Raw genomic sequence first — 15095 nt, forward strand, 5'->3', positions numbered from 1 at the left:
GATCGTACGGGGCCCGCCGCGGGCGGCGGGCCCGGCTCAGCCCCGGGCGGGCGCGGAGGCGTGCCGGGCGAGCAGGGCGCCCAGGCCGTCGGGGTCGGCGGTGCCGCGCTTGGGCAGGATGGTGAGGCAGGAGTTGTTCTTGTCGGCGCTCAGCAGCACGAACAGCCCCGGGGTCTCCACGTAGTACGGGGCCGCCTGCCAGGTCAGGGTGCTGGTGGAGTGGTGGTTGGCGATGGTCACGCCGGCGGCTTCGACGGCGACCTTGAACTCGCCCTTCTGAGCGGCCAGCCGGTGGAACTGGCTCGCCTGGAGCCGGGGCACCCCCACGATCAGGAACAGGACGGCCACCACCATGACCACCAGCGACGTGTCGACCCCCTCGCCGCCCGCGAGTTCGATCGTGCCGGCGAGCAGGCAGCACACGCCGACCACGTAGGTGAGCATCCGGGTGCGCCGGCCCGCGCGAGTCGTCCGGGACCGGGCCGCCAGGGCCTCCCGGAAGTCCGCCGCCGTCGGCGTGTACGCGAGCTCGATCCGCTCGTCCACCGCCGGTCTGTGCCCCGCCTCGATCTGCTCGTCCATCGACCTGCTCCCCCTCGATCCGCTTCGTGACCTGCGCATTCGGCCTGCGCTTCGGCCTGCGGATCCTAGCAACACCCGGCGGGCGGGCCACCAGTGGTTTCACGACCGGCGTCCCGCGGCTCGCACCGCGGGGCGCCGGCCCGGGGACGCCGGCCCGGGGACGCGGGCCTCAGAGCGAGGCGGCCAGCTCGGTGCCCTGCTTGATGGCGCGCTTGGCGTCCAGTTCGGCGGCCACGTCCGCGCCGCCGATCACGTGCGCCGACAGGCCGCGCTCGCGCAGCGCCTCGTACAGGTCGCGGCGCGACTCCTGGCCGGTGCAGAGCACGACGGTGTCCACGGGCAGGAGTTGGCGCTCGCCGTCGACGGTGAGGTGCAGCCCGGCGTCGTCGATCAGCTCGTAGGTGACGCCGGGGACCATCACCACGCCGCGGTGCTTGAGTTCGGTGCGGTGGATCCAGCCGGTGGTCTTGCCGAGGCCGGCGCCGACCTTGGTGGTCTTGCGCTGGAGCAGGTGGACGCTGCGCGGGGGCTTCGGCCGCTCCGGGGCGCGCAGGCCGCCGCGCTCGCGGTACTCCGGGTCGATGCCCCACTTGGCCTGGAACGCGGGCGGGTTGAGGCTCGCGGCGTCGCCCGGGTCGGTGAGGAACTCGGCCACGTCGAAGCCGATGCCGCCCGCGCCGAGGATGGCGACCCGCTCGCCGACGGGCGCGCCGTCGCGCAGCACGTCGAGGTAGCCGAGCACGCTGGGGTGGTCGATTCCCGGGATGTCGGCGGGAGTTCGCGGGGTGACGCCGGTGGCGAGCACGATCTCGTCGTGGCCGTGCTCGGCCAGCTGCTCGGCGGTGACGGTCGCGCCGAGCCGCAGCGTGACGGCCAACTCGGCCAGCCGGGTGCGGAAGTAGCGCAGCGTCTCGTCGAACTCCTCCTTGCCGGGGATGCGCCGGGCGATGTTCAGCTGCCCGCCGATCGTCTCGGCGGCGTCGTACAGCGTGACGTCGTGGCCGCGTTCGGCGGCGGAGACGGCGAACGCGAGTCCGGCCGGGCCCGCCCCGACGACGCCGATCCGCTTGCGCGACCGCGTGGGCCCGAGGACGAGTTCGGTCTCGTGGCAGGCGCGCGGGTTGACCAGGCAGGAGGTGATCTGGAGGTTGAAGGTGTGGTCGAGGCAGGCCTGGTTGCAGCCGATGCAGGTGTTGATGGCCTCGGCGCGGTCCGCCCGGGCCTTGGCGACGAAGTCGGCGTCGGCGAGCAGCGGGCGGGCCATCGAGACCAGGTCGGCACTGCCCTCGGCGAGCAACTTCTCGGCGATTTCAGGGGTGTTGATGCGGTTGGTGGTGACCAGCGGGATGCCGACCTTCCCCATCACCTCCTTCGTCACCCAGGCGAAGGCGCCGCGCGGCACCGAGGTGGCGATGGTGGGGATGCGGGCCTCGTGCCAGCCGATGCCGCTGTTGATGATGGTCGCCCCGGCGGCCTCGACGGCCTGGGCGAGCCGCACGACCTCCTCCAGGGTGGAGCCGCCGGGGACCAGGTCGAGCATGGAGAGCCGGTAGACGATGATGAAGTCCTCGCCGACCCGCTCGCGGACCCGGCGGACGATCTCCACCGGGAAGCGCATCCGCTGCTCGTACGCCCCGCCCCACTCGTCCTCGCGGTGGTTGGTGGCGGCGACGATGAACTCGTTGATCAGGTAGCCCTCGGAGCCCATGATCTCGACGCCGTCGTACCCGGCGCGGCGGGCGAGTTCGGCACAGCGGGCGAAGTCCTCGATGGTCTGCTCGACCTGCTCGGCGGTGAGCTCGTTGGGCGTGAAGGGGCTGATCGGGGCCTGGATCGCGCTGGGGGCGACGAGGTCGCGGTGGTAGGCGTAGCGGCCGAAGTGCAGGATCTGCAGGGCGATCTTCCCGCCGGCGGCGTGCACCGCGTCGGTGACCGTCCGGTGCCGGTCGGCCTCCTCCTCGGTGGTCAGCATCGCGCCGCCCTCCCAGGGGCGCCCGGCCTCGTTGGGGGCGATGCCGCCGGTGACGATCAGGCCGACGCCGCCGCGGGCCCGCTCGGCGTAGAAGGCGGCCATCCGCTCGTAGCCGCCGGGGGCCTCCTCCAGGCCGACGTGCATCGAGCCCATGATCACGCGGTTGGGCAGGGTGGTGAAGCCGAGGTCGAGCGGGCTGAGCAGGTGCGGGTAGCGGCTGCTGCCGGGGTGGGCGCTCATCGACGTCTCCTGGGGGCGCGGGCGGGGGTCGTTGGTTACCGCAGGGTAGGGGACGGGCGGCTGGATATGCAACTAGTTGCATAAGGCCCGAAGGTCCGCTCCGATGCGCCCTCCGGATGGCGCAGAACACGGCACCCGGAGCGGACGGGCGGCGTATCGTCGTGTCCCGGACAGGGCGGGGGACATCGCGAGCTCGGGAGAGGGGCGACTGTGCGGGGTGGCTCGGTGGCCGTGGTCGGGGGCAGCATCGCCGGGAGCGCCTTCGCCGGCGCCGCCGCCCGGCTCGGCGCGGAACGGGTGGTGGTGCTGGAACGCAGCCCCGGCCGCCTGGAGGACCGCGGCGTGGGACTGTGCACCCACGACGACCGCTTCGACGAACTGGTCCGGGCCGGGCACCTCGACGCCGACACCCGCCGCCACCGCCTCACCGTCCGCCGCTGGGTCACCCGCGGCGCGGCCGGCGAGGGCGACGGACCGGACGGCTGCGGGCGGCTGCTCTGGGCCCAGCCCTTCCCGTTCCACTCCCACCACTGGGGCGTGCTCTGGCAGGCGCTGCGCGAACGGACGCCCGAGCAGGTCGAGTTCCGGCTGGGCGCCACCGTGACGGCCGTCGGCGACGACGGGGACGGCGCCTGGGCCGAAGCGGGCCGCGGCCGCGAGGAGTACGACCTGGTGATCGGCGCCGACGGCTACCGCTCGGTGGTCCGCGCCGCCGTCTGCCCGCAGGCCGAGCCCGAGTACGCCGGGTACGTGTGCTGGCGCGGCAGCTACGACTCCGCCCTGCTGGCCGAACTGCCCGGCGGCGCGGCGCCCTGGCCCGAGGAACAGTGCGTCACCGCCTGCTACCCCGGCGGCCAGGTGGTGATCTACCGCATCCCCGGGGTCGAGCCCGGCCGCACCCAGGTGAACTGGGTCTTCTACGCCCCCACCCCCGCCTGGCTACGGCTCGACGGCCCGACCAGCATCCCGGCGGGCACCCTCGGCGACGGACAGCTGGACGAACTGCGGCAGCTCGCCGAGCGACACCTGCCGCCGTACTGGGCCGGCCTGGTCACCCTGACCCCGCGCGAACGGACCTTCCTGCAGCCGATCTACGACCTGGCGGCCCCGCACCGCACGGCCGGCCGGCTGCTGATCGGCGGGGACGCGGCCACCGTGGTGCGCCCGCACAACACCAGCGGCGTGGTGAAGGCGGTGCAGGACGCCCACGCCTTCGAGCTGGCCGGACGGGAGCACGGCTCCTGGCCGGCCCTGCTGGCCGCCTACGACCGCGAACGGACGGCGTCCGGACGGGAGTTGGTGGAGCTTGGCCGCGCCCTCGGCCGGGCCCAGGTCACCGCGGCACCGGACTGGCCGGGGATGGACGAGCCGGCCATGACCGCCTGGTGGCAGCACCAGTTCACCGGCGGCGGGGGTTTCGGCGGCCACGCGATCGGCCGGACCGGCTGAGCGCCCGCCACGGCCGCCGAAACCGCCGAAACCCCGTCAGATCACCGCGGACGATCAGACGTTGACGCCGTAGTCGGTCGCGATGCCACGCAGGCCGGAGGCGTAGCCCTGGCCGATGGCGCGGAACTTCCACTCGTTGCCGTTGCGGTACAGCTCGCCGAAGACCATCGCCGTCTCGGTCGAGGCGTCCTCGGTCAGGTCGTAGCGCGCGATCTCCAGGCCGTTGGCCTGGTTGACGATCCGGATGAACGCGTTGCGCACCTGGCCGAAGTTCTGCAGCCGGGCGTCGGCGTCGTAGATCGACACCGGGAAGACCACCTTGGCCACGTCGGCCGGGACGCGGTCCAGGTCGACCTTGATCTGCTCGTCGTCCCCGTCCCCGCCGCCGGTCAGGTTGTCGCCGCTGTGCTCGACCGAACCCTCGGGGCTGCGGAGGTTGTTGAAGAAGACGAAGTGCTGGTCCGAGACCACCTTGCCCAGCGCGTTGCACAGCAGCGCACTGGCGTCCAGGTCGTAGTCGGCGCCGGTGGTGGTGCGCACGTCCCAGCCGAGACCGACGATCACGGCGCTCAGACCGGGCGCCTCCTTGCTCAGCGAGACGTTGCCGCCCTTGGCCAGCGAAACTCCCACAATGCCCTCCTCTGATCTCTCCCTGTGGACGAATCTACAACACTGTAGAGATCACGAGAATCCGTCTGCGGGTGGGCCCGCCCCGGGAAGTTCTCCGGGTCGCGCACGGGAACCGCTCACCACTCACTGCACGGCGTCGATCTCGATCCGCAGCGCGCCGTCCTCGGCCAGCGACCTGCGGGCCCAACCCAGCAGCAGGCTCAGCACCTCGCGCTCGGCGGCCGGGAGCCGGGCCAGGTCCACCCGCTCGACCTCCCGGACCAGCCCGGCCATCGACGGCCGCCCGATCCGGCTGCTGAAGTCGAGGTCCGGCTCGTGCCGGGCGAGGGTGGGCAGCGCCCGCGCACCCAGACGGCACAGGACGGCCCGCAGCGCGCCCCCGTCCACCCACGCCTCCAGCAGCCCGGACTGCGGCGCCGGGCCGGCCTTCCGCCCCGCCCTCACCTTGACCGGCACCCGGTACAGCCCGAGCACGTACTCGTGCTCCGCCACCTCGTCGTCCGGCCCGTACGGCCGCGGGCCACCCGCTGCGCTCCTCATGCCGAGCACCCTAACGACCTGCCGCCCTAGACTGTCAGTGGATTTCCCCTCGTCGCAGGCCCGGTCGCCGGAGGTCCCGATGCGCCAGCGGTACAGCTTCCACCTCGACCAGGGCGGGCACTCGGTGACCGTCAACGTCCGCTCCGGCCGGATCACCGAGACCGAGGTGCTGGTCGACGGCAAGGAGTGCGCCTTCCACCGCGTCCACGGGCACGGCGCCTACCCGCTGACCCTCGCCACCCAGGTCGCCGAGGAGCCGCCGAAGCCGCTCGCGGTGCGGCTGGAGCGCACCGGCCGGGCCGAGCACCCGCTCTCCTGCGTACTGGAGCTGTCCGGCGCCGAACACCCGATGCCCGAGCGCACGGCCCGCTGACCCCGGCACGCTGACCCCGGCACGTCGACCCCGGCACGTCGACGCTCGCGACCCGCCGACTCCGCTTCACCGCTCGGCCCCGCTCCTTTGCGGGGCTACCTTGCTAGCAAGCTAGAGTGCTAGCATCGTGAGCGTGGGAGACGAGGATGTGAAGCAGTTCAACGTGTACCTGCCGATCGGGCTGATCAAGCAGGTCAAGCTCCGCGCCGTCGAGCAGGAGCTGTCGCTGTCGGCACTGGTCGCCGAGGCGCTGCGCGCCTACCTCGGCGACGTCCCCGCCGCCCAGCACGCGCAACCGTCCGAGAAGTCCGTCGAGAAATCCGTCAAGGAGGACTGAGATGACCACCGAGGGCATCGAAGCCGTGTTCATGGAGACCCACAACTGGGGCAAGTCCGTGAAGTTCTTCCAGGGCCTGGGCTACGAGCTGGAGTTCGCCACCGACCACAACTCCGGCCGGCTGCGCAGCAGCACCGGCCCCAGCCTGTTCATCGCCGAGATCCCGGCGGACCGGCAGCCGCAGGTCCAGCTGGTGCTGAAGGTGGCGGACGCCGACGCCTTCGCCACCGCCGACGGCGTGGAGCTGGAGACCCCGTTCGAGGACACCCACTTCGGCACCCGGATGGCGGCCGTCCGCGACCCCGACGGACGCCTCTGGGGCCTCCAGGCGCCGGGCAGGACCGAGGCGTAGCAGCGGGGGCGGGCTCGGGCCGGTACGGCGGATCGCCGTACCGGCCCGAGCCCGCGGTACATCGGACACCTGCCCGGGCACACGGGCAGCCACCCGTTCAGGCGGTTTGCTCGCATTTGCCCGGGAATGCCGGAAACCCCTACGATCCCTCGGCCACCCCACCACCCACCGAAGGCCTCCGCATGACCTCCCCCGCCTCCCCCGCCACCCCCGACGCCCCCGACGCCTTCGACGAGTTGCTGCGTGAGGTGATGGGCGACGCCGAGCGCTTCGGTCACCGCCAGCACGTCCGGCTCACCTGGCTCGCCGTCCGCCGCCACGGCGCCACGGCCGCCCTCGACCTGATCGGCGAGGGCATCCTGCGCACCGCCACCAAGGCCGGCGCGCCACAGAAGTTCCACGTCACCATGACCCGGGCCTGGGTCGAGCTGGTGGCCCACCACGCCGACGACGCACCGGACTTCGACGCGTTCGCGGCCCGCCACCCCGACCTGCTCGACAAGGACCTGCTCGCCCGCCACTACCGGCCCGGGACGCTCGCGGACGAGCGAGCCCGGACGAGCTGGGTCGAGCCGGACCTCGCGCCCCTCCCCTAAGGGCCCTGGCCGCTCAGCCCTCCTGAACCGCCCCTCGGCACTCTCCGACGATCTCCTCGACGGCCTTCCGGGCCCGCTCGGCGTCCTCCGCGACCAGCCCGATCCTGGTGCGGCGGTCGAGCACGTCGGCCACGTCCAGCGCTCCCTCGTGGGTGACGGCGTAGGCGATCTCGGCGCGGGTCACGTCCAGGCCCTCCGCGACCGGCGCCGACTCCCCCGCCGCCAGCACCTCGTGGGCCGCGCCGCCGTGACGGGCGAGCAGTGAGGCGGGTACCGAGGCGGGCACCGAACCCATGGCACCTTCCCCGGCGGGCAGCGGGCGGCTGTCCCGGTGCCCGGGGGCGCCGATCAGCGGCAGCCGGGCCGTCCAGCAGGCCCGGGCGGGCAGGCCGCGCAGCCGGACGGCGGCGTCCACCGCGTCCTCGGCCATCCTGCGGTAGGTGGTGAGCTTGCCGCCGACCACGGTGACCACCCCGTCCGGGTTCTCCAGCACCGCGTGCTCGCGGGAGATGTCGGCGGTGCTGCCGTCCCCGGTGTCGATCAGCGGGCGCAGCCCGGCGTAGGCCCCGCGCACGTCCGCCCTGGTCAGAGCGGTCTCAAGGGCGGCGTTGACGGTCTCGAGGAGGAAGGAGAGCTCGGCCTCGGTGGGCTGGGGCTCGTCCGGGATCGGGCCCGGGGCGTCCTCGTCGGTCAGGCCGATCGCGACCCGGCCGAGCTGCTGCGGCAGGGCGAAGACGAAGCGGCTGGTGGAGCCGGGCACCGGCACGGTGAGGGCGGCGGTCGGGTTGCCGAGCGCCCGCGCGTCCACCAGCAGGTGGGTGCCCCGGCTGGGCCGGAGCCTGATCGAGGTGTCCACCTCGCCCGCCCAGACGCCGGTGGCGTTGACCACCGCGCCGGCCCGGACGGCCAGTTCCCGCCCGGTGAGGGTGTCGACCAGCCGGGCCGAGGTGCCGGTGACCTGCTCGGCGCGCACCCTGGTCAGCACGCTCGCCCCGTACTGCGCGGCGGTCCTGGCCAGTGCGACCACCAGCCGGGCGTCGTCCACGAGTTGGCCGTCGTGCGCCACCAGCGCGCCGCGCAGCCCGTCCGTCCGCACGCCCGGCACCAGCAGGCGGGTCCGGTCGGCGTCGATCCGGCGCACCCGCGGCAGCAGCGCTCCCGGGGTGCCGGCCGTCAGGCGCAGCGCGTCGCCGGCGTGGAAGCCGGTGCGGATCAGCGCGGCCTGGCCCGGGCGCAGCAGGCCGGGGAGCAGCGGCACCAGTTGGGGCAGCGCCCGGATCAGGTGCGGGGCGGTGCGGGTCATCAGCACGCCGCGCTCGACGGCGCTCTCCCGGGCCACCTTGATCCGCCCGGAGGCGAGGTAGCGCAGGCCGCCGTGCACCAGCTTGGAGCTCCAGCGGCTCGTGCCGAAGGCCAGGTCCCTGGCCTCGACCAGCACCGTGCGCAGGCCGCGCGAGGCCGCGTCCAGGGCCACGCCGGCGCCGGTGACGCCGCCGCCGATGACCAGGAGGTCGATCCGGGGGTCGTCGCCGAGCGCTTCGAGCTCCAGCGTGCGGCGGGCGGCGTCGAGTCGGGAGGTCCCGGCGTACGGGCCTGCGGTGGGGGTCATGGCGCGAGGTATCCGTTCAGCGCTCTGGCCAGTTCGCGCCGCCAGGCCGCCTCGGGCAGCAGGGAGGCGACCATGCGGTGCGACTGGACGGTGGACTGGGCGATCAGCAGGACCATGGCGGCCAGTTCGAGCGGCTCGCCGGCCCGGATCGAGCCGTGCTCCTGGCCCCGCTCGATGGCGGCGCGCAGCGCCTCCAGCAGGCCGCGCTGGCTGGCGCCGAGCCGCTCGACGACGTACTGGAGGAGCAGGTCGGAGTCGTCGGAGTGCAGCAGTGCGCCGAGCACCGGGTGGTCGCGCAGCCGGACGGCGATCTCCACGACCCGCTCGACGAGGGTCTCCCGGTCGTGGACGTCCAGCCCGGCGCCCTCCAGGGTGGTCAGGATCTCCCGGGTGAGCAGTGCGCCGATCACCGCCCGGACGTCCGGCCAGCGGCGGTAGACGGTCGGGCGGCTGACCCCGGCGCGGCGGGCGATCTCGGCCAGCTGGGTGCGGCGCACGCCGAGGTGGACGATCAGGTCGGCGGCGGCGTCCAGGATCGCGTCGTCGGTGCTGCGCTCCCCGGGGGCCTGGGGCTGAGGCTCGGCGTTACTACTTGACATGATGTGTGAAACTGTAACGCATGGCACCTGAGACGCAAGCGGGACCGGCCGGCGCCGCACTTCCGCTCCCCCCGATGAAGTGGGACGCCTGGGGCGACCCGGCCCTGGCCAAGGAGCTGTCCGCCGACATCAAGGGACTGCTCGCCGCGGCCCTCGGCGTGACCGGCGACGCCGCCCCCGGGCCGAGCGCCGACGAGGTCGTGCTGCGCCCGTCCCGGATCTCCGCCGAAGCCCTCGCGGCCCTGGCCGCCGCCGTCGGAGAGGCCAACGTCAGTGCCGCCGACGCCGACCGGCTGCCGCGCGCCGGTGGCAAGTCCACCCCCGACCTGCTGCGCCGGCGCAGCCACGAGCCGCAGGACGCGCCCGACGCGGTCGTGCTGCCCGGCAGCGAGCAGGAGGTCGCCGCCGTCCTCGCGGTGTGCGCCGAACTCCGCATCGCCGTCGTCCCGTTCGGCGGCGGCACCAGCGTCGTCGGCGGCCTCGACCCCGAGCGCGGCGGCCTCGACGCCGTCGTCTCGCTCGACCTGCGCCGCTTCGACCGGCTGCTCGCCCTGGACGAGACCTCCGGCGAGGCCGTCCTCGGCGCCGGCCTCACCGGCCCGGCCGCGGAGGCCCTGCTCGCCGAACGCGGCTGGGAGCTCGGCCACTACCCGCAGAGCTTCCGTTACGCCACCATCGGCGGCTTCGCGGCCACCCGCTCCTCCGGCCAGGACTCCGCCGGGTACGGGCGCTTCGACGAGATGGTGCGCGGCCTGCGCGTCGTCACCCCCGCCGGGGTGCTCGACCTCGGCCGTGCCCCCGCCTCCGCCGCCGGCCCCGACCTGCGCCAGCTCTTCCTCGGCTCCGAGGGCACCCTCGGCGTGATCACCGCCGTCCGCCTGCGGGTTCACCCGCTGCCCGCCGTCAAGGCGTACGAGGCGTGGAGCTTCCCCGACTTCGCCACCGGGGCGGCCGCGCTGCGCGCCGTCGAGCAGCAGGGCACCGGCCCGACCGTGATCCGGCTCTCCGACGAGGCCGAGACCATGATCAACCTGGCCATGACCGAGCAGATCGGCGGCGCCCCGGCGGTCAGCGGCTGCCTGGCCGTCACCGTCTTCGAGGGCAGCGCCGCCCAGGTCGCCGCCCGGCAGCAGCTCACCCGCGACGCCCTGCTCGCCGCCGGCGGCACCTCGCTCGGCGAGGCCCCCGCCCGGGCCTGGGAACACGGCCGGTTCAGCGCCCCCTACCTGCGCGACTCCCTGCTCGGCGCCGGCGCGCTCTGCGAGACCCTGGAGACCGCCGCCACCTGGGAGCGGCTCCCCCACCTGCGCACCGCCGTCACCGAGGCGCTCACCGGGGCCCTGCCCGGCGCCCTCGTGCTCTGCCACATCTCGCACGTCTACCCGACCGGCGCCTCGCTCTACTTCACCGTCGCCGCCGCCCTCGGCGAGGACCCGCTCACCCGCTGGGGCGTCGCCAAGCGCGCCGCCGGGGACGCCATCATCGGCGCGGGCGGCACCATCAGCCACCACCACGCCGTCGGCGCCGACCACCGGCCGTGGATGACCGACGAGATCGGCGACCTCGGCGTGCGCATCCTGCGCGCCGTCAAGGCCGAACTCGACCCGGCGGGCATCCTCAACCCGGGCAAGCTGATCCCGTGAACGAGGTGAGAACCGTCCGCAGGGTCGCCGTTCTCACCAACCCGGCGGCGGGCATCGGCCATGCCGAGCCCGCCGCCCACCGGGCCACCGCCCGGCTGCGGGCCCTCGGCATCGAGGTCGAGCCGCACGCCGGGCGCTCCCCCGAGGACGCCGTCCGCCTCGCCCGCGAGGCGGTGGCCGGCGGGGTGGACGCGGTGGCCGTCGTCGGCGGCGACGGCATGATCAACCTCGCCCTCCAGGCCCTGGCCGGCACCCCCGTCCCGCTCGGCGTGATACCCGCCGGCACCGGCAACGACCACGCCCGTGAGTACGGGCTGCCGCTCGGCACCCCCGAGGCCGCCGCCGACGTCATCGCCGCCGGACGCACCCGCGGCATCGACCTCGGCCGGATCACCGGCCCGGACGGCGCCGTCCGCTGGTACGGCTCCGTCCTCGCCACCGGCTTCGACTCCCTGGTCAGCGACCGCGCCAACCGGCTGCGCTGGCCGCGCGGCCGGATGCGCTACAACCTCGCCATCGCCGTCGAGTTCGCCAACCTGCGGGCGCTGCCGTTCCGCATCACCCTCGCCGACGGCACCGTCATCGAACGCGACCTGACCCTGGCCGCCGTCGGCAACACCCGCAGCTACGGCGGCGGCATGCTGATCTGCCCCGCCGCCCTGCCCGACGACGGCCTGCTCGACGTCACCCTCGTCGACGCCATGCCGCGGCTGCGCATCGCCCGCTTCTTCCCGACGCTCTTCAAGGGCACCCACATCAGCCACCCGGAGGTCACCACGCTGCGCACCGAGTCCCTGCGGATCGAGTCGCCCGGCATCACCGCCTACGCCGACGGGGAGTTCATCACCCGGCTCCCGGTGGACGTCGCGGTGGCGAAGGACGCCCTGCGGATGCTGGTGCCGTGAGCCGGCGACCGGCGCCGCCCGACGGCGGCCGGGCCGGCGAGCGGCGCACGGCAACGGCGGAGGTCCGCGCACTCCGGAGAGTGCGCGGACCTCGGGGCCGCGGGAACCGCGCGGCCGCCTGGTAGCCCAGGTTGATCCGGTACTGCCCCTCGGTCAGGTCACCTGCGAGGTAGAGGTTGCCGGAGGAGTCCAGGACCGCGACGACCACCTTGGCGTCGCCGTGGTGGGTCGTGAAGTAGAACTTGTCGCTCCGACAGCGGACGGTCGGGTAGCCTGCGGGCATGTCGAGCCCTGAGGCATCCAGGGTGGGGTCTCTCGGTCACGCGCCGTCAGCCCCCTGAAACCCGGAACCCCCGAACCGAACCACCGAGTTCCGGTCCGGGCGAGCGCCACGCCCGCGCCGCCCGGGGGCTGAGCGTGCGGTGACGAGACGTCCGTTCCTCGTTCCCACCGCCCTCCTCGGAGCCTCGCCATGCCTCTTCCGCTCTACCTGCTCGCCCTGGCCGTGTTCGCCATGGGCACCTCGGAGTTCATGCTCGCCGGGCTGTTGCCCGACCTCGCCGCCGACCTCGGCGTCCCCGTCGGCACCGCCGGCGGGCTGACCTCGGCCTTCGCGGTCGGGATGGCGCTCGGCGCGCCCCTGATGGCCGTGCTCGTCCGCAACCGGTCGGGGCGCGGCAGCCTGCTCGGGTTCGTCCTGGCCTTCGCGGCGGCGCACGCCGTCGGGGCCGTCACCGCGAGCTTCCCGGTGCTGCTCGTCACCCGGGTGGTGGCCGCGCTCGCCGACGCCGGGTTCCTGGCCCTGGCCCTGACCACCGTCGCCGCGCTGGTCCCGGCGGACCGCAAGGGGCGGGCGCTCGCGGTGCTGCTGGCGGGGACGACGGTGGCGACGGTGGCCGGTGTCCCGGGCGGGGCGGTGCTGGGCGCGCTGTTCGGGTGGCGCGCCGCGTTCTGGGCCGTCGCGCTGCTCTGCCTTCCGGCCGCCGCCGGGATCGCCAAGTACCTTCCGTCTCCGGCCACTTCGTCCGACGGGACCGCGACGGCAGAACTGCGCTCGGAGTTCGCCGAGCTGCGCCGCCCGGGGCTGCTCCGCGCGATGCTCCTCGCCGCGCTGGTGAACGCGGCGACCTTCGGCGGGTTCACCTTCCTCGCCCCCGTGGTGACCGGCCGCGCCGGGCTGGGCGAGCTGTGGGTGCCGGTCGCGCTGGTGCTGTTCGGTGCCGGGTCGTTCGCCGGGGTCAGCGTCGCCGGGCGGCTCGCGGACCGGCGCCCCGGCCTGGTCCTCGCGGTCGGCGGCCCGCTGCTGCTGGTGGGCTGGCCGGCGCTCGCCGTCGTCTCGGACGCGCCGGGCGCGCTGCTGCCGCTGGTGTTCCTGCTGGGCGCGCTGTCCTTCGCGGTCGGCGGCACGCTGATCACCCGGGTGCTGTACGAGGCGGTCGGCGCCCCCACCCTGGCCGGCGCCTACGCCACCGCCGCGCTCAACCTCGGCGCCACCGCGGGCCCGCTGCTGGCCGCCGCCGCCCTCGGCACGGCGGCCGGCGACCTCGGCCCGTTCTTCGCCGGGGGCCTGCTGGTCGCCACGGCGCTGCCGATCGCCGCGATCCGGCCCAGGGTCGGCTGACCCACGGCGTCCGGCACCCCGCGCCGCACCGCCGTCGGAGCACGGCGGCGCGGCGCGCGGGAGCCCGAGGACGCGCAGGGACGCGGGGGCGCGGGGGCGCGCAGGGACGCGGGCGCGCCAGTCGACCACCTCTTCCGGCCGGTCCTGGACGGCCTGCGGCCCGGCCCCGGCCCTGGCTCTGGCCCTGCCGTGGAGCCTGCCCGAGCCCTGGCCTGAAGCCGGGCCCGACCCCGGCGGCTCACACCCCCGGGGTCGCCGTCACCCGGCCGGCCGCGATCGCCGCCACCAGCTCACCGTGGTCCGCCACCGTACGGTCCGCGTAGCGCAGGGCGAAGTCGGCGACGGCCTCGGCGAAGGTGTCCGCGCTGCCGAGGTAGCCGGCGATGGCCAGGCGGTCGCCGGTGCGGGCGTGGGCGCGGGCGAGGGTGCGGCCGCAGAGGTCGGCGTAGGCGCACAGGCCGGAGGGGGTGAGGTCGGCGATGTCCGTCGAACCCTTCATGTCGCGCAGTTGGCGGCCGTAGTAGTGCCGCCCGGCGGGGCCGGTGGTCCAGCCGAGGAAGATGTCGCTGGCGGCCTGCATCAGGTGCTGCCCGGTGACCACCCGGCGGCCGCCGTGGTGGACGGCCACCTCGGCGTCCACCCGCACGGGCGGCAGGTGCTCCTCCAGCACCGACCGCCCGGCCTCCTTCAGCTGGAGGAAGAGCGGGTCGCGGCCGTCCCGGCCTTCCAGCAGCACGATGTAGCAGCGGGTGCCGACGCTGCCCACGCCGACCACCTTGGTCGCCGCGTCGACGAAGCGGTAGCGGTCCATCAGCACCCGGCGGTCCTCCGCGAGGGTCGACCGGTAGTCGCTGAACACCTTGCCGATGGCGCGCAGTTCGGCCGGCTTCAACGGTTCGATCAGTGGCGGCGCGCTGATGATCCGACGCTTCCCGTCCCGTTCCTCGGTGAGTTTGCCGAAGGCCTGGAGGCTGGTGCAGCGCCGGGCGCGGGCGAGGCCGGCCTCGACCTGCCTGCGCTGCCCCGGCTTGCGCAGCAGCGCCGGCAGGTCGGCGGTGTCCACCCGGTCGTACCAGACGTCGAGTTCGCCCATCCCGGCCAGTCGCCGCATGCCGCCCGCGTACGCCCGGACGGCGGCGAGCGCGGCCCGGCGCGCCCGGCGCTCGTCCTGGCCGTTGTCCCGGGCGGCGACGGCGACGCTGGCGGCGAGCCGTTTGACGTCCCATTCGAAGGGGCCGGGGAAGGTCTCGTCGAAGTCGTTGACGTCGAAGAGCAGCGCGCGCTCCGGCGAGGCGTACACGCCGAAGTTCAACAGGTGTGCGTCGCCGCAGAGTTGGACGATGAGGCCGGTGCCGGGGAGGGCTCCGAGGTCGGCCGCCAGCACGGCGGCGGCACCGCGCAGGTAGGCGAACGGGCTCTGCGCCATCCGCCCGTAGCGGATCGGCAGCAGCCGGGCGATCCGGTCCTCGCCCTGCCGTTCCAGCACGTCGAGCGGGTCCGGCCGTTCGGCGGCGGGGATCCACCGGCCGTGGGCGGAACGGGAGACGCGCTCCCGGGCGGCCCGGCCGCGCCGGCGGCGTTCGGCGGGGGTGGTCATGCGGCGGCTCCGTCCGTCGGCAGGTCCTTCTTCCCGCGACGGTAGGACAG

16 protein-coding genes are annotated in these 15095 nt (G+C 74.6%); 8 read left to right on the forward strand and 8 right to left on the reverse strand.

The genetic code is table 11. The features are described from left to right. Positions 1–36 precede the first annotated feature (36 nt). Positions 37–582 (reverse strand): YcxB family protein, encoded by a 546-nt coding sequence (locus tag ACIQ87_RS02995; RefSeq protein ID WP_402400623.1) that lies wholly within the window; start codon positions 580–582, stop codon positions 37–39. A 169-nt stretch (positions 583–751) separates the two neighbouring features. After that, a complete protein-coding gene (locus tag ACIQ87_RS03000) occupies positions 752–2794 on the reverse strand; it encodes an FAD-dependent oxidoreductase (RefSeq protein WP_402400626.1) in 2043 nt (680 codons plus the stop codon). 225 nt (positions 2795–3019) lie between these two features. Here ACIQ87_RS03000 and ACIQ87_RS03005 point away from each other — a divergent pair, with 225 nt between their 5' ends. After that, a complete protein-coding gene (locus ACIQ87_RS03005) occupies positions 3020–4243 on the forward strand; it encodes an FAD-dependent monooxygenase (protein ID WP_402400629.1) in 1224 nt (407 codons plus the stop codon). Positions 4244–4297: 54 nt separating this feature from the next. Here the strand turns inward: ACIQ87_RS03005 and ACIQ87_RS03010 are convergent, their stop codons facing one another. Both ACIQ87_RS03010 and ACIQ87_RS03015 read right to left on the reverse strand, forming a co-directional pair. Next, a complete protein-coding gene (locus ACIQ87_RS03010; protein ID WP_049650185.1) occupies positions 4298–4873 on the reverse strand; it encodes a TerD family protein in 576 nt (191 codons plus the stop codon). 123 nt (positions 4874–4996) lie between these two features. Then, complete coding sequence (locus tag ACIQ87_RS03015; protein ID WP_402400632.1) at positions 4997–5413, reverse strand: hypothetical protein; 417 nt, start codon at positions 5411–5413, stop codon at positions 4997–4999. Between the two features lie 79 nt (positions 5414–5492). Here ACIQ87_RS03015 and ACIQ87_RS03020 point away from each other — a divergent pair, with 79 nt between their 5' ends. The 4 genes from ACIQ87_RS03020 to ACIQ87_RS03035 all read left to right on the forward strand — a co-directional run bounded on the left by ACIQ87_RS03020 (position 5493) and on the right by ACIQ87_RS03035 (position 7071). Next, a complete protein-coding gene (locus ACIQ87_RS03020; RefSeq protein WP_402400635.1) occupies positions 5493–5786 on the forward strand; it encodes a hypothetical protein in 294 nt (97 codons plus the stop codon). A 133-nt stretch (positions 5787–5919) separates the two neighbouring features. After that, the gene (locus tag ACIQ87_RS03025) at positions 5920–6123 is read left to right on the forward strand and encodes a CopG family transcriptional regulator (RefSeq protein WP_402400638.1); all 204 of its coding nucleotides are present in this window, start codon (positions 5920–5922) and stop codon (positions 6121–6123) included. 1 nt (position 6124) lies between these two features. Then, the gene (locus ACIQ87_RS03030) at positions 6125–6475 is read left to right on the forward strand and encodes a VOC family protein (protein ID WP_402400640.1); all 351 of its coding nucleotides are present in this window, start codon (positions 6125–6127) and stop codon (positions 6473–6475) included. Between the two features lie 182 nt (positions 6476–6657). Continuing rightward, the gene (locus ACIQ87_RS03035; protein ID WP_402400642.1) at positions 6658–7071 is read left to right on the forward strand and encodes a hypothetical protein; all 414 of its coding nucleotides are present in this window, start codon (positions 6658–6660) and stop codon (positions 7069–7071) included. A 13-nt stretch (positions 7072–7084) separates the two neighbouring features. Here the strand turns inward: ACIQ87_RS03035 and ACIQ87_RS03040 are convergent, their stop codons facing one another. Both ACIQ87_RS03040 and ACIQ87_RS03045 read right to left on the reverse strand, forming a co-directional pair. Beyond that, positions 7085–8680, reverse strand: a complete 1596-nt coding sequence (locus ACIQ87_RS03040) for a glycerol-3-phosphate dehydrogenase/oxidase (protein WP_402400644.1) — start codon at positions 8678–8680, stop codon at positions 7085–7087. Next, a complete protein-coding gene (locus ACIQ87_RS03045) occupies positions 8677–9279 on the reverse strand; it encodes a TetR/AcrR family transcriptional regulator (RefSeq protein WP_402400647.1) in 603 nt (200 codons plus the stop codon). The genes ACIQ87_RS03040 and ACIQ87_RS03045 overlap by 4 nt, the downstream gene beginning before the upstream one ends. A 74-nt stretch (positions 9280–9353) precedes the next feature. Between ACIQ87_RS03045 and ACIQ87_RS03050 the strand changes: the two genes are divergently transcribed. Both ACIQ87_RS03050 and ACIQ87_RS03055 read left to right on the forward strand, forming a co-directional pair. Next, on the forward strand, positions 9354–10922 hold the full coding sequence (locus tag ACIQ87_RS03050) for an FAD-binding oxidoreductase (RefSeq protein ID WP_402400650.1): 1569 nt from the start codon (positions 9354–9356) through the stop codon (positions 10920–10922). Further along, positions 10919–11827 (forward strand): diacylglycerol kinase, encoded by a 909-nt coding sequence (locus ACIQ87_RS03055; protein WP_402400652.1) that lies wholly within the window; start codon positions 10919–10921, stop codon positions 11825–11827. The genes ACIQ87_RS03050 and ACIQ87_RS03055 overlap by 4 nt, the downstream gene beginning before the upstream one ends. On the opposite strand, the gene ACIQ87_RS03060 is transcribed toward ACIQ87_RS03055, so the two are convergent. Beyond that, the gene (locus ACIQ87_RS03060; protein WP_402400655.1) at positions 11766–12110 is read right to left on the reverse strand and encodes a DUF6342 family protein; all 345 of its coding nucleotides are present in this window, start codon (positions 12108–12110) and stop codon (positions 11766–11768) included. The two genes, ACIQ87_RS03055 and ACIQ87_RS03060, sit on opposite strands and share 62 nt — an antisense overlap. A 189-nt stretch (positions 12111–12299) precedes the next feature. On the opposite strand from ACIQ87_RS03060, the gene ACIQ87_RS03065 reads away from it, so the two are divergent. After that, positions 12300–13448, forward strand: a complete 1149-nt coding sequence (locus ACIQ87_RS03065) for a Cmx/CmrA family chloramphenicol efflux MFS transporter (RefSeq protein WP_402400658.1) — start codon at positions 12300–12302, stop codon at positions 13446–13448. A 238-nt stretch (positions 13449–13686) separates the two neighbouring features. On the opposite strand, the gene ACIQ87_RS03070 is transcribed toward ACIQ87_RS03065, so the two are convergent. Further along, a complete protein-coding gene (locus ACIQ87_RS03070; RefSeq protein ID WP_402400661.1) occupies positions 13687–15045 on the reverse strand; it encodes a DUF2252 domain-containing protein in 1359 nt (452 codons plus the stop codon). Positions 15046–15095 lie beyond the last annotated feature (50 nt).

Source organism: Kitasatospora sp. NPDC096204 (assembly GCF_044763205.1).
Lineage (GTDB): Bacteria > Actinomycetota > Actinomycetes > Streptomycetales > Streptomycetaceae > Kitasatospora.

What these genes read in the sequence shown, in the direction of transcription:
- ACIQ87_RS02995 (WP_402400623.1), bottom strand. Translation starts at nt 582, where the DNA reads ATGGACGAGCAGATCGAGGCGGGGCACAGACCGGCGGTGGACGAGCGG.
- ACIQ87_RS03045 (WP_402400647.1), bottom strand. Translation starts at nt 9,279, where the DNA reads ATGTCAAGTAGTAACGCCGAGCCTCAGCCCCAGGCCCCCGGGGAGCGC.
- ACIQ87_RS03065 (WP_402400658.1), top strand. Translation starts at nt 12,300, where the DNA reads ATGCCTCTTCCGCTCTACCTGCTCGCCCTGGCCGTGTTCGCCATGGGC.
- ACIQ87_RS03000 (WP_402400626.1), bottom strand. Translation starts at nt 2,794, where the DNA reads ATGAGCGCCCACCCCGGCAGCAGCCGCTACCCGCACCTGCTCAGCCCG.
- ACIQ87_RS03050 (WP_402400650.1), top strand. Translation starts at nt 9,354, where the DNA reads ATGAAGTGGGACGCCTGGGGCGACCCGGCCCTGGCCAAGGAGCTGTCC.
- ACIQ87_RS03030 (WP_402400640.1), top strand. Translation starts at nt 6,125, where the DNA reads ATGACCACCGAGGGCATCGAAGCCGTGTTCATGGAGACCCACAACTGG.
- ACIQ87_RS03015 (WP_402400632.1), bottom strand. Translation starts at nt 5,413, where the DNA reads ATGAGGAGCGCAGCGGGTGGCCCGCGGCCGTACGGGCCGGACGACGAG.
- ACIQ87_RS03035 (WP_402400642.1), top strand. Translation starts at nt 6,658, where the DNA reads ATGACCTCCCCCGCCTCCCCCGCCACCCCCGACGCCCCCGACGCCTTC.
- ACIQ87_RS03070 (WP_402400661.1), bottom strand. Translation starts at nt 15,045, where the DNA reads ATGACCACCCCCGCCGAACGCCGCCGGCGCGGCCGGGCCGCCCGGGAG.
- ACIQ87_RS03040 (WP_402400644.1), bottom strand. Translation starts at nt 8,680, where the DNA reads ATGACCCCCACCGCAGGCCCGTACGCCGGGACCTCCCGACTCGACGCC.
- ACIQ87_RS03020 (WP_402400635.1), top strand. Translation starts at nt 5,493, where the DNA reads ATGCGCCAGCGGTACAGCTTCCACCTCGACCAGGGCGGGCACTCGGTG.
- ACIQ87_RS03060 (WP_402400655.1), bottom strand. Translation starts at nt 12,110, where the DNA reads ATGCCCGCAGGCTACCCGACCGTCCGCTGTCGGAGCGACAAGTTCTAC.